Origin of the sequence: Brevibacterium sp. HMSC08F02 (assembly GCF_001807555.1) — a bacterium.
Classification (GTDB): Bacteria; Actinomycetota; Actinomycetes; order Actinomycetales; family Brevibacteriaceae; genus Brevibacterium; species Brevibacterium ravenspurgense.
The window spans coordinates 175258-197135 of the sequence record NZ_KV789345.1; the positions used below are offsets into that span (position 1 = coordinate 175258).

General features: G+C 62.4%; 21 protein-coding genes. 13 read left to right on the top strand and 8 right to left on the bottom strand.

What is annotated here, in order from left to right; genetic code table 11:
* Nucleotides 1-176 precede the first annotated feature (176 nt).
* The 4 genes from HMPREF3172_RS02570 to gabT all read left to right on the top strand — a co-directional run bounded on the left by HMPREF3172_RS02570 (nucleotide 177) and on the right by gabT (nucleotide 4087).
* On the top strand, nucleotides 177-779 hold the full coding sequence (locus HMPREF3172_RS02570) for a heme-binding beta-barrel domain-containing protein (RefSeq protein WP_070428158.1): 603 nt from the start codon (nucleotides 177-179) through the stop codon (nucleotides 777-779).
* A 10-nt stretch (nucleotides 780-789) separates the two neighbouring features.
* Nucleotides 790-1482, top strand: coding sequence for a hypothetical protein (locus HMPREF3172_RS02575; protein ID WP_070515168.1), 693 nt, complete (start codon nucleotides 790-792; stop codon nucleotides 1480-1482).
* A 76-nt stretch (nucleotides 1483-1558) separates the two neighbouring features.
* Nucleotides 1559-2677 (top strand): CAF17-like 4Fe-4S cluster assembly/insertion protein YgfZ, encoded by a 1119-nt coding sequence (locus HMPREF3172_RS02580; RefSeq protein ID WP_070515170.1) that lies wholly within the window; start codon nucleotides 1559-1561, stop codon nucleotides 2675-2677.
* Between the two features lie 42 nt (nucleotides 2678-2719).
* Nucleotides 2720-4087 carry a 4-aminobutyrate--2-oxoglutarate transaminase gene (gene gabT, locus HMPREF3172_RS02585; RefSeq protein ID WP_070515172.1) on the top strand — a complete coding sequence of 456 codons (1368 nt, stop codon included), beginning with the start codon at nucleotides 2720-2722 and terminating at the stop codon, nucleotides 4085-4087.
* A gap of 100 nt (nucleotides 4088-4187) precedes the next feature.
* On the opposite strand, the gene HMPREF3172_RS02590 is transcribed toward gabT, so the two are convergent.
* On the bottom strand, nucleotides 4188-5204 hold the full coding sequence (locus tag HMPREF3172_RS02590) for a bile acid:sodium symporter family protein (protein ID WP_070515174.1): 1017 nt from the start codon (nucleotides 5202-5204) through the stop codon (nucleotides 4188-4190).
* Between the two features lie 152 nt (nucleotides 5205-5356).
* Here HMPREF3172_RS02590 and HMPREF3172_RS02595 point away from each other — a divergent pair, with 152 nt between their 5' ends.
* On the top strand, nucleotides 5357-6445 hold the full coding sequence (locus HMPREF3172_RS02595) for an LLM class flavin-dependent oxidoreductase (RefSeq protein ID WP_218078919.1): 1089 nt from the start codon (nucleotides 5357-5359) through the stop codon (nucleotides 6443-6445).
* 21 nt (nucleotides 6446-6466) lie between these two features.
* Here the strand turns inward: HMPREF3172_RS02595 and pepN are convergent, their stop codons facing one another.
* Nucleotides 6467-9127 (bottom strand): aminopeptidase N, encoded by a 2661-nt coding sequence (gene pepN, locus HMPREF3172_RS02600; protein ID WP_070515177.1) that lies wholly within the window; start codon nucleotides 9125-9127, stop codon nucleotides 6467-6469.
* 71 nt (nucleotides 9128-9198) lie between these two features.
* Between pepN and HMPREF3172_RS02605 the strand changes: the two genes are divergently transcribed.
* The gene (locus HMPREF3172_RS02605; RefSeq protein ID WP_244878100.1) at nucleotides 9199-10326 is read left to right on the top strand and encodes an FUSC family protein; all 1128 of its coding nucleotides are present in this window, start codon (nucleotides 9199-9201) and stop codon (nucleotides 10324-10326) included.
* 102 nt (nucleotides 10327-10428) lie between these two features.
* On the opposite strand, the gene HMPREF3172_RS02610 is transcribed toward HMPREF3172_RS02605, so the two are convergent.
* From HMPREF3172_RS02610 to HMPREF3172_RS02625, 4 genes are all read right to left on the bottom strand, one after another.
* On the bottom strand, nucleotides 10429-11073 hold the full coding sequence (locus tag HMPREF3172_RS02610; RefSeq protein ID WP_062020052.1) for an ABC transporter ATP-binding protein: 645 nt from the start codon (nucleotides 11071-11073) through the stop codon (nucleotides 10429-10431).
* A gap of 40 nt (nucleotides 11074-11113) precedes the next feature.
* On the bottom strand, nucleotides 11114-11734 hold the full coding sequence (locus HMPREF3172_RS02615; RefSeq protein ID WP_062020054.1) for a hypothetical protein: 621 nt from the start codon (nucleotides 11732-11734) through the stop codon (nucleotides 11114-11116).
* 866 nt (nucleotides 11735-12600) lie between these two features.
* Nucleotides 12601-13449, bottom strand: coding sequence for a hypothetical protein (locus HMPREF3172_RS02620; RefSeq protein ID WP_070515179.1), 849 nt, complete (start codon nucleotides 13447-13449; stop codon nucleotides 12601-12603).
* Nucleotides 13434-13829 (bottom strand): hypothetical protein, encoded by a 396-nt coding sequence (locus HMPREF3172_RS02625; protein ID WP_070515181.1) that lies wholly within the window; start codon nucleotides 13827-13829, stop codon nucleotides 13434-13436. The genes HMPREF3172_RS02620 and HMPREF3172_RS02625 overlap by 16 nt, the downstream gene beginning before the upstream one ends.
* A 125-nt stretch (nucleotides 13830-13954) precedes the next feature.
* On the opposite strand from HMPREF3172_RS02625, the gene HMPREF3172_RS02630 reads away from it, so the two are divergent.
* From HMPREF3172_RS02630 to HMPREF3172_RS02650, 5 genes are all read left to right on the top strand, one after another.
* Nucleotides 13955-14272 (top strand): DUF2516 family protein, encoded by a 318-nt coding sequence (locus tag HMPREF3172_RS02630; protein ID WP_062020059.1) that lies wholly within the window; start codon nucleotides 13955-13957, stop codon nucleotides 14270-14272.
* On the top strand, nucleotides 14269-15066 hold the full coding sequence (locus HMPREF3172_RS02635; RefSeq protein WP_070515183.1) for an alpha/beta fold hydrolase: 798 nt from the start codon (nucleotides 14269-14271) through the stop codon (nucleotides 15064-15066). Before HMPREF3172_RS02630 ends, HMPREF3172_RS02635 begins: the two co-directional genes overlap by 4 nt.
* A gap of 7 nt (nucleotides 15067-15073) precedes the next feature.
* Nucleotides 15074-16315: a glycosyltransferase gene (locus tag HMPREF3172_RS02640; protein WP_070515266.1), complete on the top strand. Its 1242-nt coding sequence runs from the start codon at nucleotides 15074-15076 to the stop codon at nucleotides 16313-16315.
* On the top strand, nucleotides 16312-16857 hold the full coding sequence (locus HMPREF3172_RS02645) for a type III secretion system chaperone family protein (RefSeq protein ID WP_070515185.1): 546 nt from the start codon (nucleotides 16312-16314) through the stop codon (nucleotides 16855-16857). Before HMPREF3172_RS02640 ends, HMPREF3172_RS02645 begins: the two co-directional genes overlap by 4 nt.
* Before the next feature lie 113 nt (nucleotides 16858-16970).
* Nucleotides 16971-17717 carry a phosphoglyceromutase gene (locus HMPREF3172_RS02650; protein ID WP_061942117.1) on the top strand — a complete coding sequence of 249 codons (747 nt, stop codon included), beginning with the start codon at nucleotides 16971-16973 and terminating at the stop codon, nucleotides 17715-17717.
* A 113-nt stretch (nucleotides 17718-17830) separates the two neighbouring features.
* On the opposite strand, the gene phoU is transcribed toward HMPREF3172_RS02650, so the two are convergent.
* Nucleotides 17831-18559, bottom strand: a complete 729-nt coding sequence (phoU, locus tag HMPREF3172_RS02655) for a phosphate signaling complex protein PhoU (protein WP_062020066.1) — start codon at nucleotides 18557-18559, stop codon at nucleotides 17831-17833.
* 174 nt (nucleotides 18560-18733) lie between these two features.
* Here phoU and HMPREF3172_RS02660 point away from each other — a divergent pair, with 174 nt between their 5' ends.
* Nucleotides 18734-19936 (top strand): sensor histidine kinase, encoded by a 1203-nt coding sequence (locus HMPREF3172_RS02660; RefSeq protein WP_062020068.1) that lies wholly within the window; start codon nucleotides 18734-18736, stop codon nucleotides 19934-19936.
* Nucleotide 19937: 1 nt separating this feature from the next.
* Nucleotides 19938-20621: a response regulator transcription factor gene (locus HMPREF3172_RS02665; RefSeq protein ID WP_019175788.1), complete on the top strand. Its 684-nt coding sequence runs from the start codon at nucleotides 19938-19940 to the stop codon at nucleotides 20619-20621.
* A 720-nt stretch (nucleotides 20622-21341) separates the two neighbouring features.
* Here the strand turns inward: HMPREF3172_RS02665 and HMPREF3172_RS02675 are convergent.
* Nucleotides 21342-21875 carry a hypothetical protein gene (locus HMPREF3172_RS02675; RefSeq protein WP_019175787.1) on the bottom strand — a complete coding sequence of 178 codons (534 nt, stop codon included), beginning with the start codon at nucleotides 21873-21875 and terminating at the stop codon, nucleotides 21342-21344.
* Between the last annotated feature and the right edge of the window lie 3 nt (nucleotides 21876-21878).

The window sequence follows — 21878 nt, forward strand, 5'->3', positions numbered from 1 at the left end:
TCGACTGACGATGTGCCGGGCGCGTCTTCTTTCCAATCGCGCCCTGGGTACACTGATGGCATGGATAACTTCGTGGTTCTCGAAACCTTCTTCACCGTTCTTGTTGCCCTCGCCGGCCTCGGCACCATCGGTGTTGCGGCCAAGGTCATCACCAACCTCTTCAAGAGCCGCCGCTGATGGTCACCGAAATCCCTACGGACCTCGCTCCTGAGCTCGTGCCGCTGGCATGGGTCATCGGGTCCTGGGAGGGTGTTGGCGTTGTCGGCTACGCTGACGCTCCCGACACCCAGTTCGGCCAGCGCATCGACTTCGTCGCCCCTGTCGGAGCCCCGTTCCTGCACTACACGGCGCAGGCGTACACGCTTGACGACGACGGCAAGATCGACAAGACGCTGACCATGGAAACCGGCATCTGGCAGCTGGTGCGCAAGCGCGAGGCCCACGATGCCGGTCCGGGACTCATGGTGCCCACAGCGGACACCCCGTTCACGACGGCCGAATCCGTCGAAAAGCTGCGCGGAGACGACGACGCTTTCGAGCTCGAAGTGTCGATCGTTCAGCCGCACGGCATCATGGAGCTCTACACCGGCCGCGTCAAGGGTCCGCGCATTGACTTGGCGACAGACCTCGTTGCCCGCACCACCACCTCGAAGGAATACAAGTCCTCCACCCGCATGTACGGGCTGGTCGAAGGTGATCTTCTGTGGGCATGGGACATGGCCGCGCTCGGCAACCCGCTGGGCAGCCACGCTTCAGCGCGGCTGAAGAAGGTCGCCTGACAAGGTTTCCATGACGGTCGACCACACCGCCGAATACCCTCTGGATTGGTACGACGGGCCGACACTCGAAGAGCGCAGACGCCGCAGACGGCGCAATCTGGCGATCTTCGTGTCAATCTTCGTTGTGCTCGCAGTCATTGCGGGGTTCCTCGTGGCGGTCGTGGGGACGGCTACGGTGCGGTATCAGAACATCCGCGCCCATGCGGACAGCGCGGTTGAAGCGGCCAGGCAGTTCGCTGATGATCTGCGCGACGACCCGCAGAATGCCGAAGCTTCACGGAAGAAGGCCTCGGACGAACTGCACGCGGCGCGGAAGGAAATCGACAAGTTCCCCATGCCGGTTCTGCGCAAGTCCACTGACCTAGACACGAACGTGAGCATCGTTGCCACGATCCTCGACCAGTTCATCATCGTCGTCGATGAAGCTGCACCGACCGTGGTCAAGCTTGCCCAGTCGACTTCGGCCTTCAAGGGCGACGACGACCAGTCGCTGGCCGAGCGCATCAGTGCGCTGAAGGACCTTGGATCGGCAGCGGCCGACACTCCAGAGGCTATGAAGAAGCTCAAAGGCGCCCGAGACACTCTCAACAATGTGGATGAGACCGGTGCGTGGAGGTCAGTGCGCTCACAGCTGTACAAGTCCCAGGATGTGCTGAACGAGACGTACGACACTTTGAAGCCCACAACCCGGCTTGCGTCCTAGCAGCACTGTAGGCACACAACCGTTCCGGACTGAGAAGCCTCAACGCAGTATTCCCCGTCGAACAGTCAGGAGATTCGTGAATTCGCTTCGCTACCCCCGCTCTGCAGCCGTCTACGGCATCGACGAACGCGCAGACGAAGTCCAGCACTTCGGCATGCCGCTGAAGGAACAGCGTGACCTCGCCGCCGGCCGTGCCGTCGCTGACCTTTCGAGCTTCCGCGTGTACACGCTCACCGGCGAAGACCGTCTGCGCTGGCTGCACTCCCTGACAACGCAGTCACTGGAGAACCTGCCGGCGGGAACGAGCACCGAAACGCTCATTCTGTCGGCCACCGGGCACATCGAACACTGGGTGCGGATCATCGCGGAAGAGGACAGCCTGTGGCTGATCTTCGAAACCGGCGGTGAAGAAGCCGTCGAATGGCTGAACTCCATGCGCTTCATGATGCGCGCAGAAATCACCGACCGCACTCCTGAGTTCCAGTGCGTTGGCACGGTCGGCCCGGCACCCGAAGGGCTTCCCGTCCAAGCCGAGTGGAACGACCCGTGGCCTGCAATCGGAGCCGGCTCCGCCTCGTATGCTGCCCTTGACTTGGGCCAGGAACAGGCTTCACCGAAACACCCGGGCCACACGAACGACCTGCGCATCCAGCTGTGCCCGCGGGAGCAGCTGCGCGACTGGCAGCCCGGCGGCGTTGCCGGCCGCGACGCCTGGGAGGCCCTGAGGATCGAGAACTGGCGGCCGTCCCCGCAGGACGTTGACTCGAAAACGCTCGTGGGCGAACTCGACGTGCTGCGCACCGCCGTACATCTGGCCAAGGGCTGCTACCGCGGTCAGGAGGCCGTGGCGCGCGTACACAACCTGGGTCAGGTGCCGCGCCGCCTGGTGTTTCTGCACGTCGACGGTTCGACTCACACCATTCCGCGCCCGGGCGCGGAAGTCTATGCCGAAGTCCGAGGTGCCGAACGGGTGATCGGGCACCTGACCTCGACCGCGATCCACTACGAGTACGGGCCCGTGGCGCTTGCTCTGATCCGCCGCGGAACCAGCCCTGACGCACAGCTGCTGGTTGCCGGAGACGAAGACGAAAAGCTGCCGACCACGGTCGAAGAAATCGTTGCCTTCAAGCGCGAAAACCGTGTCGGTCTGCCGCAGATCAACCGCGAAGCTGATCTGCGTCGGCTTGGCAGGTGAGCCGGTCTGCACGAACGCGTCAGAGAGTTCTACACTGACCTCATGACTACGTTGGAGCAGGGCGGGCAGAGCCTGCCACAGGAACGCAAACTTGTAACCGAAATCCCCGGACCGAAGTCCCGTGAACTCGAGCAGCGCCGCAAGGCCGCAGTGTGTGCCGGTGTCGGCAGTTCGCTGCCGGCCTACATCGTCGCCGGCGGTGGGGGCATCCTCAAGGACATCGACGGGAACCAGATCATCGACCTGGGTGCAGGCATTGCCGTCACAAACGTCGGCAACTCGAACCCGCGCGTTGTGAACCGTGCCAAGGAGGCACTGGACGCGTTCACCCACACGTGCTTCATGGTCAACCCGTACGAGGCGTACGTTGAAGTTGCCGAAGCACTCAACCGCCTGACCCCCGGCGACCACGAAAAGCGCACCCTGCTTCTGAACTCGGGTGCCGAAGCGGTCGAAAACGCCGTCAAGATCGCCCGCAGCTACACCAAGCGCAACGCGGTTGTCGTGTTCGACCACGCCTACCACGGCCGCACCAACCTCACGATGGCCATGACCGCGAAGGCCATGCCGTACAAGAAGGGCTTCGGCCCGTTCGCCGGTGAGGTCTACCGCGCACCCATGTCCTACCCCTTCCGCGACAACGCCGCATACGGCACCAAGCTGTCCGGTGAAGAAGCCGCAAAGCGCGTCACCACCATGATCGACAAGCAGATCGGCGCTGAAGACGTCGCTGCCATCGTCATCGAGCCCATCCAGGGTGAGGGCGGATTCATCGTCCCCGCCGAGGGCTTCCTGCCGGCTCTGCAGGAGTACGCGCAGAAGAACGGCATCGTCTTCGTCGTTGACGAAGTCCAGGCTGGCTTTGCCCGCACCGGCAAGATGTTCGCTTCCGAATGGGAGGGCATCACCCCTGACCTCGTCACCACCGCTAAGGGCATCGCCGGCGGTCTGCCGCTGTCGGCAGTCACCGGACGCGCCGAAATCATGGACGCGGTGCACGGCGGCGGCCTGGGCGGCACCTACTCCGGCAACCCGGTTGCCGTTGCCGGTGCTCTCGGCGCCATCGAAGCCTACGAACAGGACGGTCTCGCCCAGCGTGCTCTCGAGATCGGCGAAAAGATGGTTGACCGCTGCACCAAGCTGCAGTCGCGCTTCGCAGAAGTCGGCGACATCCGCGGCCGCGGTGCTATGCAGGCCGTCGAACTCGTTGTCGAAGGCACCACCGAACCGCACCCCACGCTCGCCGGTGATGTCGTCAAGTACTGCGCTGAGCAGGGCGTTCTCGTTCTGTCCACTGGTACGTTCGGCAATGTGCTGCGCTTCCTGCCGCCGCTGACCATTTCGGACGAACTCCTTGACGACGCTTTCGACGTCATGGAAGAGGCTTTCGCCAAGGCACTCGGCAAATGATCTGAACCGCGCGGTGGGGCTTGCCCTCACCGCGCGGCTAAGCCGCAGAAACGCTTCCGGCCGCTGCAATCACGCAGCGGCCGGAAGCGTTTCTGCTGTTCTAGTCGGCTTTAGCCCTGGCAAACAGCGCGGCGATGATTGCTCCGGACACGTTGTGCCACACGCTGAAAACAGCGGCCGGCAGTGCTGCGAGAGGTGAAAAATAGGCTGCGGCAAGGGACGCCGCCAGCCCGGAGTTCTGCATGCCCACCTCAATGGACAGCGCGCGGCGCTGGGCGGGGGACAGACCCGTGAGCCTGGCGGCCCCATAGCCCAGCGCCAGGCCGACGGCGTTGTGCAGGATGACGGCCAGCAGAACAATGAGTCCGGCGGATGCCAGGCTGCTCTTGGAACCGGCAACGACCACCGCGACGATCAGCGTGATCGTGATGGTCGACAGCCACGGCAGGGCCGGTGCAACGGCCTCCACTGCACGTGCCGCAAACAGCCGCACGATGACACCCAAAACGACCGGCACGAACACGGTTTTGACGATCGAGAGCATCATCGCCCCGGCCGACACCTCGAGGTAGGAACCGGCAAGCCACAGTGTGAGGATCGGCGTGAGCAGGGGAGCCAGCAGCGTTGACACCGTCGTCACGGTCACCGACAGCGCAACATCGCCGCGCGACAGGTAGGTGACAACGTTCGATGCTGTGCCGCCGGGCGCACAGCCTACGAGGATGACGCCGACGGCCAGCATGGGCTCCAGACCCAGCAGGCGGACGATTGCCAGTCCGGCCAGCGGCATGATGGTGAACTGCAGAGCAACACCGATCAGCACTGCCCAGGGGCGTTTGGCGATGCGGGCGAAGTCCGGCATCGTGAGCGTCAGCCCCATGAGGAACATGACCACGCCCAGTGCCCACGGGATCGCGGGGCTCATCGCCACGAGCGTGTCGGATGCGGCGACTCCCAGAAGCCCGCCGAGCACCACCAGTACCGGGAATGCCGTCACGGCCAGCCGTGCGCTGCGGGTCTGCTGGTCGCCGGCTGCTCTGCCTGTGTGTACTGCTGACGAGGTGCCGCTCCCGCGGCCGCTGTCACTGCTGGGTGAGTTCGTGTTCCCGGGTGCCATAGCGGGTAATCTACGCGCCGATTCGCTTTCAGCCCAGTGAAATCTCACATGGCAAGAGGACAGCGGACCCTCAGCCCCGCCTCGGCAGTCCACCCCAGCCCCACCTCGGCGGTTCTGGGGAATTACTCGCGGCTCAGGGGTGTTCCGGGATTATGACTGAATCACCGTTGAAGCTTTCGATTCTTGACCTTGTGCCGGTACGCGGCGAGCAGACCACCAGTGATGCCCTGCGGGCCTCGAAGTCGTTTGTGGAAAAGGCCGATGCGCTGGGCTACACCCGCTACTGGGTGGCTGAGCACCACAACATGCCGGCCATTGCATCGAGCCACCCGGCTGTCGAGCTTATGCACTTGGGCCAGAACACCAAGCAGATCCGCTTGGGCTCCGGCGGTGTCATGCTGCCCAACCACGCTCCGTATTCCGTTGCCGAGCAGTTCTCCCTGCTGGCTGCCGTCTACGGTGACCGGATTGATCTGGGCATTGGGCGTGCACCGGGCACCGACCCGTTTACGCGCATGGCCATGTGGGGTCACCTGGGGGATGGCCAGGTAGTCAATCGTGAAGGCCAGCCGGTTGACCCGGTGGAGTACTTCCCGCAGCACGTCATGGACATTCTGCGCCTGCTGAGTCCGGAAGGCCTGGACGTGGAGCTGTTCGGCGATCGCAAGCACACGCTGCGCGCTACCCCGAAGCTTGAGGTCAATCCGGCGGCCCAGGTGTGGCTCCTGGGTTCGAGCAATTACTCAAGCCAGCTGGCGGCAGCGCTCGGCCTGCCCTACGTGTTCGCCAATCACTTTGCCGGCCGCGGCGCACAGCAGGCCATGCAGACGTACCGTGACCAGTTCGAAGCAAGCCAGTTCGGAAGCCAGCCGCGCAGCTTCATGACGGCGAACGTCGTTGTTGCTGAAACCGAGGAAGAGGCGTGGAGCCTCGCACAGCCTTTCCTCTACCAGATGGCGAACCTGCGGGTGGGTGCTCCCATGCGTTCCATGCCGACCGTCGGGCGGGAAACCGACGAGGTCATGTCCGCAGGCCACCGCGCGGTTGCGGACAAGCTCGCGCAGACCTACATCATCGGCACACCGAAGGACGCCGCCCGTCAGCTGCGCGAACTGGCAGCCGAGGGCGGCGTCGACGAAGTGATGATGCAGGCGGTTGCCGGCGGTTACGCGGACGAGGACCTGGGCACTTCGGTCGCCAGGGAGCGGACTCTCGAGCTTCTGGCCGAAGAGCTCTTCTGATCCTCTAGTCGCCCGGGGCTCTCAGGCTCCCGAGGTGCCGCCGGCCTGGTCTGCGCCTTCGCCTGCTTGCCGTAGGCGGATGGCGCGGGCCTGGTTGTCGGCGAGTTCCACCAGCAGGCGTCGCTGTGCTGCGGGTGCCTGCGGGTGTTCGTCCAACCACGTGTTCGTCAGGTCGAGCACGCGCTGCAGGTCCTTGCCCCACGTGGGGTAGAGGCCCAGCACCAGACGGCGTGCGATTTCGATTGAGTGGTCAGCCCAGAACGATTCGAGTCGCTCAAAGTACTGTTCCACGTACGGTTCGCACAGCGGCAGGGTGCTCGGTGCTGTGAAGCCCTGGATGGTGGCACTCAGCGCGTCGTTGGACAGTGTGTGGTCGTCGACGGCTGCGGTGAACGCACGCTGTTTGGCCAGTGCCAGAGGCATGGCCGCCCGTGCTGTGCGTGCTCGCAGCGCTCCCGCACCGGTGTTGTCGAGTGCTGCTTCCGCATCGATGTCTTCGTGGTCGGCCCAGCCCTGTGTGACGAGCGCGGTCAGTGCCAGCCAGCGCAGTGAGTGGTCGATTTTCAGGTTGTCCGCCCCGTCGGTCAGTGTGCTGCCGAGTTCTGCGTCGAGCACTGTCGATGCCAATTGACGCCCAGCGGCGTCTACGGGGTGCGGTTGGGTGAGCACCGTCGAGCGCTGTACCAGCAGCAGTGTCAGTTCGGCCAGGTCGAGCTGGACGTCGGAACCAGATGGGGCCGTCGCCAGGGCGTCGAGGGCTGAGCCGAGCAGTGACCGCAGCGCTTCTGGGTGTTCGGCGTCGGCCGTCCATCGGTCGAGTGCGCCGAGCACTGTCTGGCGCATCCCGCCGGCGATGCCGGCGTGGTCTTCACGGCCGAGGGAGCGTGCGTGGGCCTCAATGAGGTCTGTCACGGGCAGCAGCCCGTCGCGGGCGGCGTTGGTGAGTGCCGACCAGACCAGCGCCCGGTCCATGGGGTCTGCCAGGCGGCTGACGTGGCGCAGCGCCGTAGCGGTCGAGCGTTCGTCCAGACGGATTTTGACGAAGTCGTCGTCGCCGTGGTTGACCAGCAGGAGGTCGGGGGCGGGCTTGCCGATCAGCTGGGGGATATCGGCCGTTGCCGTGTCGAAGTCCAGCGTGAACATGTCCGTGAGGTCAAGGGACGCACCGTTTTTGGTGAAGATGCCCACCCGCATGGTGTGCGGGCGCAGCACGTCGGATCTGTCGCAGTTGCGCTGGTAGGCCTTGGCGGCGGTGATGGTGCCGTCTGCGTCGACGTCCAGGTCGATGCCGATTTCGCTCATGCCGGTGGTCTGCAGCCAAGCCTGAGCCCAGCCTCGTACGTCCCGGTCCGGTGCTGCCGCATCGAGTGCGGACAGGAAGTCCTCCAGCGTGGTGCTGCCGTAGGCGTGATCGCGGAAGTACTGGCGGGAGCCTTCGCGGAAGGCGTCAATGCCCACGTAGGCGACCAGCTGTTTGAGCACTGATGCGCCCTTGGCGTAGGTGATGCCGTCGAAGTTGAGCTTTGCGGCTTCGACGTCGGGAATGTCGGCCACGATCGGGTGGGTTGTGGGGTATTGATCTTGGCGGTACGCCCAGTCTTTGCGCGACAGTGCGAAGGACACCCAGCCGTCGTCGAATTCAGTGGCTTCGGCCAGGGCGAGTCCGCCCATGTAGTCGGCGAAGGACTCTTTGAGCCACAGATCGTCCCACCAGGTCATGGTTGCCAGGTCCCCGAACCACATGTGCGCCATTTCGTGCAGGATGACGTTGGCGCGGCCTTCCAGCTGGCGGCGAGTGACGGCGTCCCGGAACAGGTAGTCGTCGGTGAATGTCACCAGGCCGGGGTTCTCCATGGCGCCGAGGTTGTATTCGGGTACGAAGATCTGGTCGTACTTGCCCCATGGGTAGGGGTAGTCGAAGAAGTCCATGAAGAAGTCCAGGCCCTGCTTCGTGACCGTGAAGATGGATTCGGGGTCCATGTGGTCGGCGAGGCTGGCCCGGGCGTACAGACCCAGGGGGATGGTGAGGTCTGCGCCGTTTTCGCCGGCACCGGCGCGGGTGTAGGAGTCGGTGAGTTCGACGTAGTGGCCGGCGCACACGCACGTGATGTAGCTCGACTGGCGCAGGGTGGGCGCGAAGCTGTGCCGCGTGATGTCCTTAGCGACCTCTTCGGAGTGCTGAACTGCTCCGCCGGACAGCACCGTGAAGTCAGACGGGGCGGTCACTTCGAATTCGAAGACAGCCTTGAGGTCCGGCTGGTCGAAGTTGGCGAAAACGCGGCGAGCGTCGGTCGGTTCGTACTGCGTGTACAGGTAGACCTTGTCGTCTGCCGGGTCGAAGAATCGGTGCATGCCCTCACCGGAGCGCGAGTACAGCGCTTTCGCTCCGATGGTCAGTTCGTTGCGTCCGGCCGCGACGGGGAAGGTCACGCGGAAGCCGTCGAAGGCTTCAGCCGGATCGAGGTCCTGCCCGTTGATGCTGACGGCGTACACCGATTCGGCGATGATGTCGATGAACGTCGTGGCGTCTTCCGCCGCGGTGAACGTCACGGTGGTCACGGAGTCGTAGGTGGGGATGTCACGGTTGGGTGCACCGGACACGTCGAGGCTGACGCGGTAGGTGTCGAGGGTGAGCAGACGTGCTCGTTCTTGTGCTTCTTTGCGAGTGAGATTTGATGTCATTGGTCCTCCGCCGAACAGCTTTTCATATTTCGCTGAGGGTGGATATATAGACTTCAGGAGGAGGTGCGTCAGTGAGTACAGTCAAGCAGCCGTCGCGGGCCAGACGCCTGGGTTCGTATGTGGGGCTGCGCGCTCGGCTGGGTCTGCGCCGCATCAAGGCGAACTTCAGCCAGTATCTGCAGGTGGTCATCGGCGCTGTTGTGGCGTATTCGTTCTGTCTGCTGGTGCTTGGCCACCAGTATCCGTTCTTGGCGGCCGTCGCCGCGACGGTGGGAACGGGTGTTGTCACGGATCGTCGTCTGCGGCGGGCCACAGAGTTCGGCATCGGCGCGATTTTCGGCGTGCTGGCCGGCGAGGTGGTGCTGTCGCTGTTCGGCACGGGCATCTGGCAGATGGCTCTGGTCATGTTCTGCGGCATCCTCGTGGGCGCGCTCATCAATTCCGGCCCGCTGTTCATCACGCAGATCGGTGTGCAGTCCATCTACGTGGTCACGGTTCCACCTGCGCTGAATGCATATCCCTTTGATCGAACCGTCGACGCTGCTGTCGGCGCGTCTGTCGCAATCCTCATGAGCCTCATCGTGCCGCACGACGCGCGCAAGGCCCCGCGAGACCGAGCGGCGTCTCTGCTGGATGAGATCTCTGAGATTCTGCAGGCCATTTCGCGCAGCATCCGAACGGCGGACACAGGAGCGGCGCAGCGCGCGCTGGAACGGGCGCGTGACACCCAGAGCTTTGTCGACCAGTGGCACAGTTCGGTCAACGTGTCGAAGGAAGCCACTCGCATCAACGCGCGGTCACGCCGCTACGCAGCCGAGGTCAACCGACTTGCCCGCGCCGCCGAATACGCGGACCGCTCCATGCGCATGGTGCGGATTGTGGCGCGCCGATCGGTCACGCTGACCCAGACGGGCGAGGCCAGGTCGGAGATCTCGGGTCTCATCGATGCGCTCGCCGAGGGCAGCTCGATGCTCGGCATTGCGCTGCGCCGCGGTACGTCCCGCGTGCCGGCCGAAGAGTACCTGTCATCGGTGGCGGCACGCCTGGACGTCAAGGCCCCTTTTGTTGAAGACCGTCTGGACGAAACGATCATTCTCATGCTGCGCCCGCTGGCGCACGACCTCATGTGCGCTGCCGGTCTGACCGAAGCCGCAGCTGATGACATCCTGCCGGGCCTGCCGGAACTTGGAGAGAACTGACCGGCACGTGAGTGCCGGGGCTCCTGGTGAGCCAAGTGCCCGGGGGAGCAGCCCGGGAAGCTTCCGGCACCTCGTGGAACCACAAGGCTGACGAGGTGCCGGTCACCTGGTGCGGCAAATCTGCAGCTGATCAATTTTCCACACGTTTTGGCACACAGCGTCGATGTCTGCTTGATTGTGGCTGGTCAGAAGCACAGTGCGACCTTCTTCCCGAAGCTCGTGCAGGAGCGTGCGAATCCGCTCAACGCTGCTGTCATCGAGCCCGTTGAATGCTTCGTCGAGGATGATCATCTTCTGACCTTCCATAAAGGCTTGGGCAATAGACAGTTTCTGCTTCATGCCGAGAGAGTAGTTGCGAGCTTTTTGTTTGAGGCTTGGGTCGAGGCCGACTCTTTCCATTGCCGCGGCTGCCTCATCTGGGCCGATGACCCGACGAATGCGGGCCAGATCGAGTAGATTCTCTAAGCCTGTGAGGTGGCCAAGATAGGCCGGACGGTCGATCACGACCCCGACTTCGGTCGGGAAATCAGCGCGGGGACTTCTGAGGCTTTGGTCCAATCGGATGCTTCCGGAATCGGGCCGCTGCAGTCCGACGATCATTTTGAATAGGACTGATTTCCCTGAGCCGTTAGGGCCTTGAAGACCGTGGATTCGGTTTTCCTCGATCTCCATTGACGCTGATCGAAAGATTTCTGTGCCTTTGAAGGACTTGGATACGTTGTCGATATGCACAAGCGGCTGATTCATGGTTTCCACCGTTCGATGTAGTCGGGTGAGGGAGAGCAGGTCAGTGTCTGTCTGCTTCTGGCAGAGGTCTGAATTTGGAGATCAGAATCAGCAGGGCAGCACTGCTGCAGAAGCTGATTGCTGAGGCGCCCGCGGTCCAGGAGGATTCCCAAGCACCTAGAAAACCAGTTGCGGAAGGTGCAGGCCATAGCGGGTTCGCCGCGGGCAAAGTGGATGCTCCTGCCGCAACTAGGACGAGCGCGGCAGAACCGATTCGCGAAGTCGCCCATACTGCGGCCAGGGCCAACATGATCGTTGCCATGGAGCTGGCAGTCCCGCCGAGTACGACTGCGAGCCAGTCAGTCCAGACAGCCGGGGTGAGGCCGTAGATCATGCCGCTGGCTGCGCAGAGAAGCACAAAGGCCGAAGCTGAAACGAGTGTGCGCGCCGTGTCGGTCACCAGTTCGCGGATCAGTACGCGTGACGCTGTTCCGTGCCGAAGGGCTACAAGAGAGAATCGGGGAAGGACCCACCCGGACCAGCGGACAAGCGAGACCATCGCCAGTCCCAGCCAGACGATCACGCCATAAGCCCAGTGGACGAAGGACAGTCCGGCAGGCGACGTTCCGTAGAACAGCGCATCCGCCGCTGTGTCTTCTGGGGATGCGAGCAGCAACAGCATCCAGGCTAGAGCGAGTGCTGTAAGAAACCACACGCTTCGAGGTGTTCGAAGGACTCGAAGGGCGGTGTGGATTCCAGCTCCGGCCTGTATGACAGCTAATGTCGCGATGCTGAAGGCGATGCAGGGGTGTATCCAAACGCTCAGGCCGTTTGCGCTCGGATGTATCGGCAAAAGAAAAGAGATCGGATTCACCGTTAGCGGAAGGAACTCTGCCCGGAATAGGACGGGTGGCAGAAGGATCAACAAGGCGGCTGAAATCCTGTGTGCAAAAACTGAGACACGGTACGCCACTGCGAGCCCTGCGGCAGCAGCCGCCAAGGTTCCAGCCCATGCGAATAGCGGAACGAGGAGTGCGCTGAGGACTGGAGTTTCTGCGAGTGCGAATGCGCTGAGCACCTGTGACCCAGCGGCGTCACCGGGGATTGTGGCGAAGCTGCTCCATGACAGGCTTAGACCGTTTCCTGTCGCAGTGATTGCAGAGCCGACCGCAGCTCCCGCACCTGCAGCGAGCCCTGCGAATGCACCGGTGACCGCCTCCGAGGCAACGGCCGCCCTCACTGTGCCCCGCCGGAGAATTCGCAAGGGAGACATGGAGCTCTGCTGGCCAGTCGCGCTGGCGATGATCAAAACTGGCCACACTGCATACAGCAGGGGGTACGGGTCATGCGAACCCGCAACAACCGACTCCCAAAAAGAAACCCGCGCATCTGTAGGGATAGGAGGAAAAACAAGACCGAAGACAAAATAGACCCCAGCGCTCGCTAAAAAGATGAGACTGGCTTTTCGCAGAACTTCGGGACCGGGCAGTACTTGAGAAAAGCGAATCGGCGCAGCTGTGCTCTGGGGGCGCCGAGCGTGCGCCGATTTCATTGCAGCGCCCGGGGTAAGCGAGGAGACCACAGCGTAAAGCCGACCGTGCCGAGGACCGTGAGCAGTACGACGCAGGTTGTTATGACCGGCTCGTGGAGTGGTCCCTGTTCCAGTCCGGTCGGCAGCACAGCGTTGTCAGGCATGAACATCTCCAGCTGTGCGATTGCCAGAGCGGTGCCGACAAGAAAAACAACTGCGGGGCCCAGGAGCAGCGCCAGGAATGGATTGCGCAGGTGCATTGCCAGTGCTGTGAAGAGAACCGTATAGAGCATGCCGTGGAAAGCAGTCCAGAAAATCATGAAGACGACGAATTTCCAGGTTCCTGTGTGCGCAAACTGGCTGAATGTCATGTCTTCTGCCACTGGAAGAACCCGTTGTTCTGGCATGAAGGCGACCTGGTCGAATGCGGGTGCAATGGCAAAGGCCCACATTGCGGCCAACCCGATAGCTGAGCCAAACGCAAGTGCTCCTATCGCAGCTGAGCGAACAACGTGGGTTCCAACATAGGAACTCCGTCCCCGGCGAGCGATGATCGGCATCCATCCAGCGGCTTGAGTCTCCTGGAGCACGACGGGCACATAGAGAAGCGCTGCGTAGAAGACGAACAGCAGCGGCAGAACGTTGCCGATCGAAAAAATGAAAAGATCAGCCGGATCGGCGATGACGTTCGACGGTGCCGCTAGCGAACCATAGAGCACAGGAGTGAAGGCGATGAGAATGCCGACCGCAGCGGTCGGCGCAAATCGCTTGACATTGGCTGCTGAGAGAGGCTTTTCCCCAGCGAGCGCTGGAAATACTCGCTGGGGAAAAACGCTGACTATTGCGTGTTTCAGTTGCTCTTCCACTTTCCTGAGACTTGGACATTCACTCGGGTTGTGAGGTTGGTGCTGAACTGCACACGAGTCTTCTTTTTAGCCCCGACTCCGTTAGGCAGATCTCTGTGATCGTTGTCGTTTATCCTCCGCACCCAGGGGCCCGTACCGGAAGCAGCGTTCATTCGCGCGTCAACTGTGTATCTTCCTCCAACAGACTTGGATTCGAGTCGGCCAGCCTTGCTGGAAACGGATTTCGTTTGGTAGCCGCTATACCCGCTGCCATTGAACTTGCTAACGGTTGTGTTGTAGTCCGTGAGTTTGCCGCCAGCGTAAGCCGCAGAAATTCCGGATAGAGCTAAGACGAAACCGCATGCGACGGCGATGGATCTGTTCAGAAAGCTTTTGTTCATGCCTTCTCCTTTGAAGTTCCTTAAACCAGAATAGTAAATGTATGGCTTGAGTCATGTCAATGCTTCGTTTAGCGTTTTATTTGGATGCTGCGGTCCATGGTCTTGCGCCCGGCTAGAATGGCGGCATGCAGGTGCTCGGGAATATCCAAATGGGAATCATGATGCTCATCCAGGTGGGCGTCTTCGCTTTGACGACGATCGCGTTCATCGACTCGCTGCGATTCTCTGACGAGGCCTACAAAGCCATTGACCGCCACTCTAAGGCGCTGTGGTGCATCATCCTGGGTGTGGCCGCGGCCTTGGCGTTCGTCAACCTGCCGATCACCGGCGGCACGGGTGGTCTTGGCCTGCTGGGCATTGCCAGCATCGTGGCCGCCGGCATCTATCTGGGCGACATGGCCAAGAAGCTGCGCGCCGTTCAGCCCCGACGTGACCGGCGATGACGCGCGCGATTCTGCCCGGCGCGGAAGAGCACTACACGGCCATCATCGGCTCGGGTGAGCCCACGACCGTCTTCGCGCACGGCTTCGGCGGCAGCATTCGCGACACCAGGCCCTTCGGAGCCGGTATTCGCGGTACAAAAGTCTTTCCCCACATGCCCGGCCACGGAGGCAACCCATCGCCGGGACCCGGGTGGGACTATCCGATGCTGGCACACGCGCTCGCGGGTGTTCTTGAGCGCACTGACGCTGATCACGCACTCGGGGTTTCCATGAGCGCTGGGGCTCTCGCCAGGCTCATCACTGACGGGCATCCGGCTGCACGCAGTCTGAAAAAGGTCGCTTTTGTCCTCCCGGCCTCGTGGACCCCGCCGCCCGAACACCTCATGGAGAACTTTGAGGCGTACACGACGATGCTGCGCGGCTATGTCGAATCCGGTGATGAAGACGGCCTCGTTCGGGCTCTTGTGGAACGCGAAGCGCCCGAGGTTCGGCAGATGCCGGAAGCCCAGCAGTTCGCTCGCGGGCGAGCCCGGGCCATCATGACAACTGACCTCAAAGACGGCATCGGCTTGGCGCGCCAAACGGCAGTTGAGAACCCGCAGGGTGCGGCAGGTTTCACGGGCGAAGTTCTTGTGCTGACCCACGAGGACGACAACAGCCACCCTGTTGAAGTCGCACAGAAATATGCGGCGGCGTTCCCCAGCGCGCGCTTCGAAGTTCTGCCGCGCGGCTCCATCCTGTGGCGCGGCCGCCAGGACGTGCGCCGCATACTGGGTGAGTTCTTTGGCAGCTGAGCCGCCGATGCCGAACTCATCCGCTCGCCGTTTGGCACTCATCTCCCTGCACACGTCCCCGGCTGCCCAACCCGGTGCCGGTGACGCCGGCGGCCTCAACGTGTACGCCCTCAACGTCGCACGGGAACTCGCGGCCGCCGGGCACACAGTCGACATCTTCACAGCGGACCCGCAGCTGCAGAGCGGCAGCCAGCAGGCACCTCGTGAACTGGGTCCCGGAATCCGTGCCCACCTGTTGGAGACGAGAGCCCAGACAAAAGAGGAACTCGCAGCCGACATCGACATCCTGGCCCGGCAGCTGAGCGAACACCCCGACTACCGTGCCGCCGAGTGCGTGTGGGCGCACTACTGGATTTCAGCCGACGCAGCCCTGCGCGCGAAGCCGCACAAACCGACCGCAGTGTCGTTCCACACCATGGCAGCGGTTAAGGAGCGCGACTTCCCGGGGCACAGCGAACCGGATCAGCGGCTGGAAGCCGAACGGCGGATCGCGCAGACGGCCGACACCATCGTGGCCAACACCCCGGCAGAAGCCGAAGACGCGCAGGATCTGCTGGGCGCGAAGGCTGACAGAGTGCTCACGGCGCCGCCGGGAGTGCGCGCAGACATCTTCACCCCCGGCGACCAGGCCGAAGCACGCAGCCGGGTGGGCGTGGACGCCGATCTGCTGGTTCTGGGTGTCGGCCGCATGCAGCGCGTCAAGGGAACCGATCTGGCGATCGAAACCCTCGCATCGCTGCGTGCTCTGCGGCCGGACCTGGCAAGCCGCACGCGCATGGTCCAGCTGGGCGCGGCATCCGGGGACGCACACGACAGCGTGTACACCGAACTGGCCGAGAGGCTCGGGGTTGCTGAGGTTCTTGAGATCCGCGAACCCGTGCCGGCCGAAGAGCTCGCCGACTGGTACAGGGCGGCTGACGTGGTGATCGTGCCGTCGCGCTCGGAGTCCTTCGGCTTTGTCGCCGCCGAGGCGTCAGCCGCCTGCCGCGCGGTTCTCGCCTCGCGCGTGGGCGGGCTGGAGGTCATCGTCGACAGCGGGGCAACGGGAATTCTGCTGGCTAAGCGGGACCACCGGCTGTGGGCCGAGGAGCTCGCACGGCTGCTCGATGACCCAGGACTGCGCGATCGCCTGGGGCGGGCGGCGCACAAGCGCGCACAGAGGTTTACGTGGCAGGCCTGTGCTGAGAAGGTAATGGAAGCACTCACTGTTGCCAGAGCGGGTGGAAAGCCCGCGGGGAGGAACGAATGACGTCGATCGAAGAAACAGCATCTGCCCTGGTCGCTTGGGCCAAAGACGCGGAGGTCGAATTCGATGTGGTCGACGTCGGCCACCTGGTCGTCACGCTGCCGGGCGAAAAGAAGCTCAAAACCACCGTGTCGGTTCGCTTCACGCCCAGTCGAGTCGACCTGCAGGCGTTCCTCATGCGCAGGCCCGACGAAAACCATGCCGCGTTCTACAGGTGGATGCTGCGACGCAACCAGATCCTCCACCTCGTGTCGTTTTTCCTCGACCCGCACGGGGATGTCTACCTGCGTGCGTCGATCCCGGCCTCCGCGTGGACGCCTGAAATCATCGACCAGGTGATGGGCGAAATCCTCACGGTCTCCGACGACAGCTTCAACGACCTTCTGGTCCACGGCTTCCTCACATCGATGAAGCGCGAATGGGCGTGGAGGATCGCCCGCGGCGAATCCACCCGCAACCTCGAAGCGTTCAAGCACCTGCTGGATACCGACGACAACGAATTCATCGGCACGTTCACCGAAACAGGTGACGAAAACAGCCAGTGAGAATGACAGCGACCGCGGCTGATTTCAGCTGAAACTGACGCTGTCTGAGACTGTCAACGGCGGCCCTGCGGATGATCCCGCCGCAAGCCGCCTCCGCATGGAAGAATAGAGATATGACTTACAACCTCGTGCTGCTGCGCCACGGCGAAAGCGAATGGAACAAGAAGAACCTCTTCACCGGTTGGGTTGACGTAACCCTCACTGATAAGGGCCGCACCGAAGCCGCCCGGGCCGGTGAGCTGCTGACAGAAGCGGGACTCGCTCCCGATGTCCTGCACACCTCGCGCCTGAAGCGCGCCATCATCACATCGAACTTGGCACTGGAAACCGCTGACCGGTCCTGGATCGATGTCAAGCGCTCCTGGCGCCTGAACGAACGCCACTACGGTGCCCTGCAGGGTAAGAACAAAGCCGAAGTGCGCGACGAATTCGGTGAAGAGCAGTTCATGACGTGGCGTCGTTCGTTCGACACTCCGCCGCCGGAACTCGACGACAGCTCGGAATGGTCGCAGGCAGGGGAAGCCCGCTACGCAAACCTGGGTTCGGCCATTCCGCGCACTGAATGCCTCAAAGACGTCATCAAGCGTCTGCTGCCGTACTGGTACGACTCGATCGTCCCGGACCTTCAGCTGGGCCGCACGGTTCTGGTCACCGCACACGGCAATTCGCTGCGTGCGCTCGTCAAGCACCTCGACGGCATCAGCGACGAAGAGATTGTTGGACTCAACATCCCCACCGGCATTCCGCTGCACTACGAACTCGACGAAGACTTCAAGCCGGTGACCCCCGGTGGTCGCTACCTCGACCCGGAAGCTGCAGCAGAAGCCGCCGCTGCTGTCGCAGCCCAGGGCAAGAAGTGAGCTGAGAGCTGAGCTTCGGCGCGCTGAAGTTCAGCATCAACCGCAAAGGCCCGGTGTCCATGTGGACACCGGGCCTTATGCGTTCAGCTGTGTGCTGCTGAACCCTGTGCTGCTCAGTTTTCGTTCTGCTCAGCGCGGATGTCGGCGATTTCAGCTTCGCGGCGGGCCGGTTCGGAGTCGTGAAGCGTTGACAGCGTCGGTTCGAACGAACCGGTGAGCAGGTACTCAACGCGGTGTGCCACGTTGACGGCCTGGTCGCCGAAGCGCTCAAAGTAGCGGGAGATCAGCGTGACATCGGCAATCTGGCTGGGCGAGATTTCGCCGTTAGACAGTTCGCCGATGATGGTGAACACCCGCAGGTGAAGAGTGTCGAGCTCTTCGTCGATCGCAGCGATCATCGGAACGGCTGCAGTGCCGGGCTCGCTCAGCAGCTGAACAAGAGCATTGCCGATGCGGACCGCGGTCGTGCCCATGTGGGTGAAGACATCGCGGAACTGCTCGGGCAGAGCCGGTTCGGGGTGGCGGATGCGCACGAGCGAGCCGATGTGGCGGGCGAGGTCGCCCATGCGCTCGATGGCAACCGACATCTTCAGCGCCGCGATGACGGCGCGCAGATCCGCTGCGACAGGGGCCTGGAGAGCCAGCACTTCTGCTGAACGGCGGTCCAGGGAAGCCTGCATTCCGTCAATCGAATCGTCAGCGGCGATCACCTGCTGAGCGAGTTCGAGGTTGTTTTCCAAGAGAGCCTGAACTGAGCCCTCCATGGCCGCGGTGGCCTTTTCGGCCATTTCGACGAGTCCGTCGGCGATGGATTCGAGTTCATTGCGGAAGGCTTCGCGCACTCGAGGTCCTTTCCTTGAAGTTCTACGTGAGGCACTGTACACCCACACGAATCAAGTTAACGTTTTCAAGCGGGAGTTAAAGGAGCCTGTCACCAATATGAATACCACGGGAAATATCGTCAACTCCGTCGCTTTCAGATAGAACCCGCGTCACCATCCGTTTAGGCTATCAGTGTGGACGTGTTGATCATTTCGCTCATCACCGGCGGAGTTGGCCTCATTTTGGGCATCGCCGGGATCCTTGCGTTCCGCATGTCCGAAAGCTCGTGGTCGTCCGCATCCCTGCACTCGGATGATGAACTTCCCGACGGCATTGCCGAAGTCCTTGCTGTTCTGCCCAGCGCGGCAATTGTCATTGACGCCGGTGACGATGTCACGAAGGCATCGCCTGCCGCTTACACGTTTGGTCTTGTTCGCGGTCACGTGCTGGCCGCGCCGCAGCTGCGCGAAGCCGTTGCGCGAGTGCGTGTGCGCGGTCTGATCGAAGAGATCGACTTTGAAACTCAGCGCGGGTCGGATGAAAAGAGCCGCCGCTATCTGCACGCTCGCGTTGCTCCGCTGGCCGAGGCCTATGTTCTTGTGCTGTGTGACGACCAGACTGAGTCCCACCGCATCAACGCTGTCCGACGCGACTTCGTGGCGAATGTTTCGCACGAACTCAAAACACCCATCGGCGCGATTTCCCTCATGGCTGAAGCTGTTACTGACTTTTCGGACGATCCCGAGGCCGTGCAGCGCTTTGGCGGCAAACTGCAGAAGGAATCTGCTCGCCTGGCGCAGCTTGTCCAGGAGATCATCAACCTTTCCCGCGTGCAGGACAACGAACAGCTGGAATCAACTGCCCGGGTCGAACTCGACGACGTCGTGCAGGAGGCTGTCGATCGGGCGCGGACGAATGCCGAAGCGAAAGGCATCGAACTGTCAGTCTCCGGCAGCCCTGGCACCGCTGTGCAGGGTTCGTTTGACCTTCTGGTCAATGCGGTGCGCAATCTGATTGACAATGCGGTCAACTATTCGAACTCCGGCACTTCTGTGGGCATCAGCGTGGAGTTTGCGGACGGCGATGCTTCGATCACCGTCACCGACCACGGGATCGGCATTTCCCCAGAAGAATCCGAGCGCATCTTTGAGCGCTTCTATCGGGTTGATCCGGCGCGTTCGCGCAATACGGGCGGCACCGGATTGGGTCTGTCGATCGTCAAACACATCGTGGCCACCCATGGCGGCCGCATCGACGTGTGGAGTCGTCCCGGTGAGGGGTCTACCTTCACCATCATCCTGCCGGCCACGCCGGCTGATAATGTTCGGCTTCTGAAGCCGCCGGAAAACAAGACCTCGGACGGAATGTCTGTCGAAGGTCACGAGAGAAAGGCATGAGTTGACCAAGATTCTGCTCGTCGAAGACGAAGAGTCGCTGTCGGACCCGCTGTCCTACCTGCTGGGTCGCGAAGGCTACGACGTTGTTGTGGCTGCTGACGGCAAGAAGGCGGTCGAGGAATTCGAGACCGGCGGGGCAGACCTGGTGCTTTTGGACCTCATGCTGCCCGGTCTGCCGGGTACTGAAGTCTGCCGCACTATTCGCAGCAAATCGAACGTGCCGATCATCATGCTCACTGCAAAGGACGCCGAAATCGACAAGGTTGTGGGCCTGGAGCTCGGCGCGGATGACTATGTGACGAAGCCGTATTCTTCGCGCGAACTTCTGGCGCGCATTCGCGCTGTTCTGCGCCGTGGTTCAGCGTCTGTTGACGACGAATTCGACGACGTTCTCGAAGCCGGCGGTGTGCGCGTGGATGTTGACCGTCACGTGGTCACGGTGCGCGGCGAGGAAATGCAGCTGCCGCTGAAGGAATTCGAGCTTCTGGAAATGCTGGTTCGCAACGCCGGTCGCGTTATGACGCGCGGTCAGCTGATCGACCGGGTCTGGGGCTCCGACTACGTGGGAGACACCAAAACCCTCGACGTCCACATCAAGCGTCTGCGCGCCAAGATCGAGGTCAACCCCTCCGAACCCAAGCTGCTGACAACACTGCGCGGCCTGGGCTACAAGTTCGAAGACTGAGGCTTTGCAGTCTGAGCGGCTGCGCCCATTAGGACTGAACTAAGACAGTTGGCTGGTTGAACAAAGTGCCAACGGGCTGAGACGAAGCCAACGGCGAGGCCCCCGAGTGGAACTCCACTCGGGGGCCTCTGCTTTAGGCGGTCGCCCACGCTTTAGCGACGGATCCACGCTTTAGCAGTGGCTGTTTTCGCGCAGATTCCGGCTATCGGGTGTTTGTGTGCGGCTAACGGGTGTTTTTGTTGCTTACGGGTGTTTTTGTCGAGGCGGGGTTTATGCCGGTCTGGTTTGCTCTGGTTGTCGAGGCGGAGGTGGGGCTTGTGCTGGCCGCCGAGGTGGGGCTTGTGCCGGAACCCGAATTCCACTTAGGCATGCCCTTGTGCTGCCTCCTGTGGGCGGTCGCCCACGCTTTAGCAACGGATCCACGCTTTAGCAGTGGCTGTTTTCGCGCAGATTCCGGCTATCGGGTGTTTGCGTGCGGCTAACGGGTGTTTTTCTTGCTTACGGGAGTTTTTGCCGAGGCGGAGGTGGGGAGGGCACCCGCACCGCCGAGGTGGGGAGGGTGCACCCGCACCGCCGAGGTGGGGCTTGTGCCGGTCTGGTTTGCTCTGGTTGTCGAGGCGGCGCCACATGCAAGAGGTCCCCGAGCGACAATCGCTCGGGGACCTCTGCTGTAAGCCTGTGGTTAAGAGTCTGTCCGCTGTGGGAGCAGACTCACCGGCTTCACTGTCCGGTGGTGCTGTCCGTGGTGGTGTCAGCGCCGGCGGACGGTTCGCTGGTGGGCTCCAGGGTCTTGTAGTACCAGTGGCTGCCGTCGAGGATCTGCGTCTGCACGTCTTCGGAGTTGCCATTGACGGTGACCGTGACGTCGACGAGGGTGCCGGTTTCCTGGTTCAGGCCGGTGACGATGACTTCCTTGTCGCCTTCAGCGTTGGGGTTCTGCGGGTCCTGCGAGAAAGTGTCCCCAGCTTTGACGGTCTGCTTGACGGTCTTGTCGCCGGCCTCAATCGAGACTTCGGCGGTTTCTTCGCTGTTGTTGACCAGCGTGTAGAACAGCTGGGCCTTTTCCTGGTCTTCGTCTGAGATGAGCAGGATGCCGCGAACGTCCACACCGTCAATCGAGGTGGCCGCGCCGTCGCCACCGTTGTAGTGGTACTTGGCGGTCTGCTGAGAAGAGATCAGTGCGGCACAGCCGGTGAGGGGTGCAACCAGGGCTGCTGCGAGCGCGACGGCGCCGAAGCGGGTCAGCCTTTTCACGAT

What these genes read in the sequence shown, in the direction of transcription:
- HMPREF3172_RS02635 (WP_070515183.1), top strand. Translation starts at nt 14,269, where the DNA reads ATGACGCGCGCGATTCTGCCCGGCGCGGAAGAGCACTACACGGCCATC.
- HMPREF3172_RS02650 (WP_061942117.1), top strand. Translation starts at nt 16,971, where the DNA reads ATGACTTACAACCTCGTGCTGCTGCGCCACGGCGAAAGCGAATGGAAC.
- HMPREF3172_RS02570 (WP_070428158.1), top strand. Translation starts at nt 177, where the DNA reads ATGGTCACCGAAATCCCTACGGACCTCGCTCCTGAGCTCGTGCCGCTG.
- pepN (WP_070515177.1), bottom strand. Translation starts at nt 9,127, where the DNA reads ATGACATCAAATCTCACTCGCAAAGAAGCACAAGAACGAGCACGTCTG.
- HMPREF3172_RS02610 (WP_062020052.1), bottom strand. Translation starts at nt 11,073, where the DNA reads ATGAATCAGCCGCTTGTGCATATCGACAACGTATCCAAGTCCTTCAAA.
- HMPREF3172_RS02575 (WP_070515168.1), top strand. Translation starts at nt 790, where the DNA reads ATGACGGTCGACCACACCGCCGAATACCCTCTGGATTGGTACGACGGG.
- HMPREF3172_RS02625 (WP_070515181.1), bottom strand. Translation starts at nt 13,829, where the DNA reads ATGAACAAAAGCTTTCTGAACAGATCCATCGCCGTCGCATGCGGTTTC.
- HMPREF3172_RS02630 (WP_062020059.1), top strand. Translation starts at nt 13,955, where the DNA reads ATGCAGGTGCTCGGGAATATCCAAATGGGAATCATGATGCTCATCCAG.
- HMPREF3172_RS02595 (WP_218078919.1), top strand. Translation starts at nt 5,357, where the DNA reads ATGACTGAATCACCGTTGAAGCTTTCGATTCTTGACCTTGTGCCGGTA.
- gabT (WP_070515172.1), top strand. Translation starts at nt 2,720, where the DNA reads ATGACTACGTTGGAGCAGGGCGGGCAGAGCCTGCCACAGGAACGCAAA.
- HMPREF3172_RS02645 (WP_070515185.1), top strand. Translation starts at nt 16,312, where the DNA reads ATGACGTCGATCGAAGAAACAGCATCTGCCCTGGTCGCTTGGGCCAAA.
- HMPREF3172_RS02590 (WP_070515174.1), bottom strand. Translation starts at nt 5,204, where the DNA reads ATGGCACCCGGGAACACGAACTCACCCAGCAGTGACAGCGGCCGCGGG.
- HMPREF3172_RS02640 (WP_070515266.1), top strand. Translation starts at nt 15,074, where the DNA reads ATGCCGAACTCATCCGCTCGCCGTTTGGCACTCATCTCCCTGCACACG.
- HMPREF3172_RS02615 (WP_062020054.1), bottom strand. Translation starts at nt 11,734, where the DNA reads ATGCTGTTGCTGCTCGCATCCCCAGAAGACACAGCGGCGGATGCGCTG.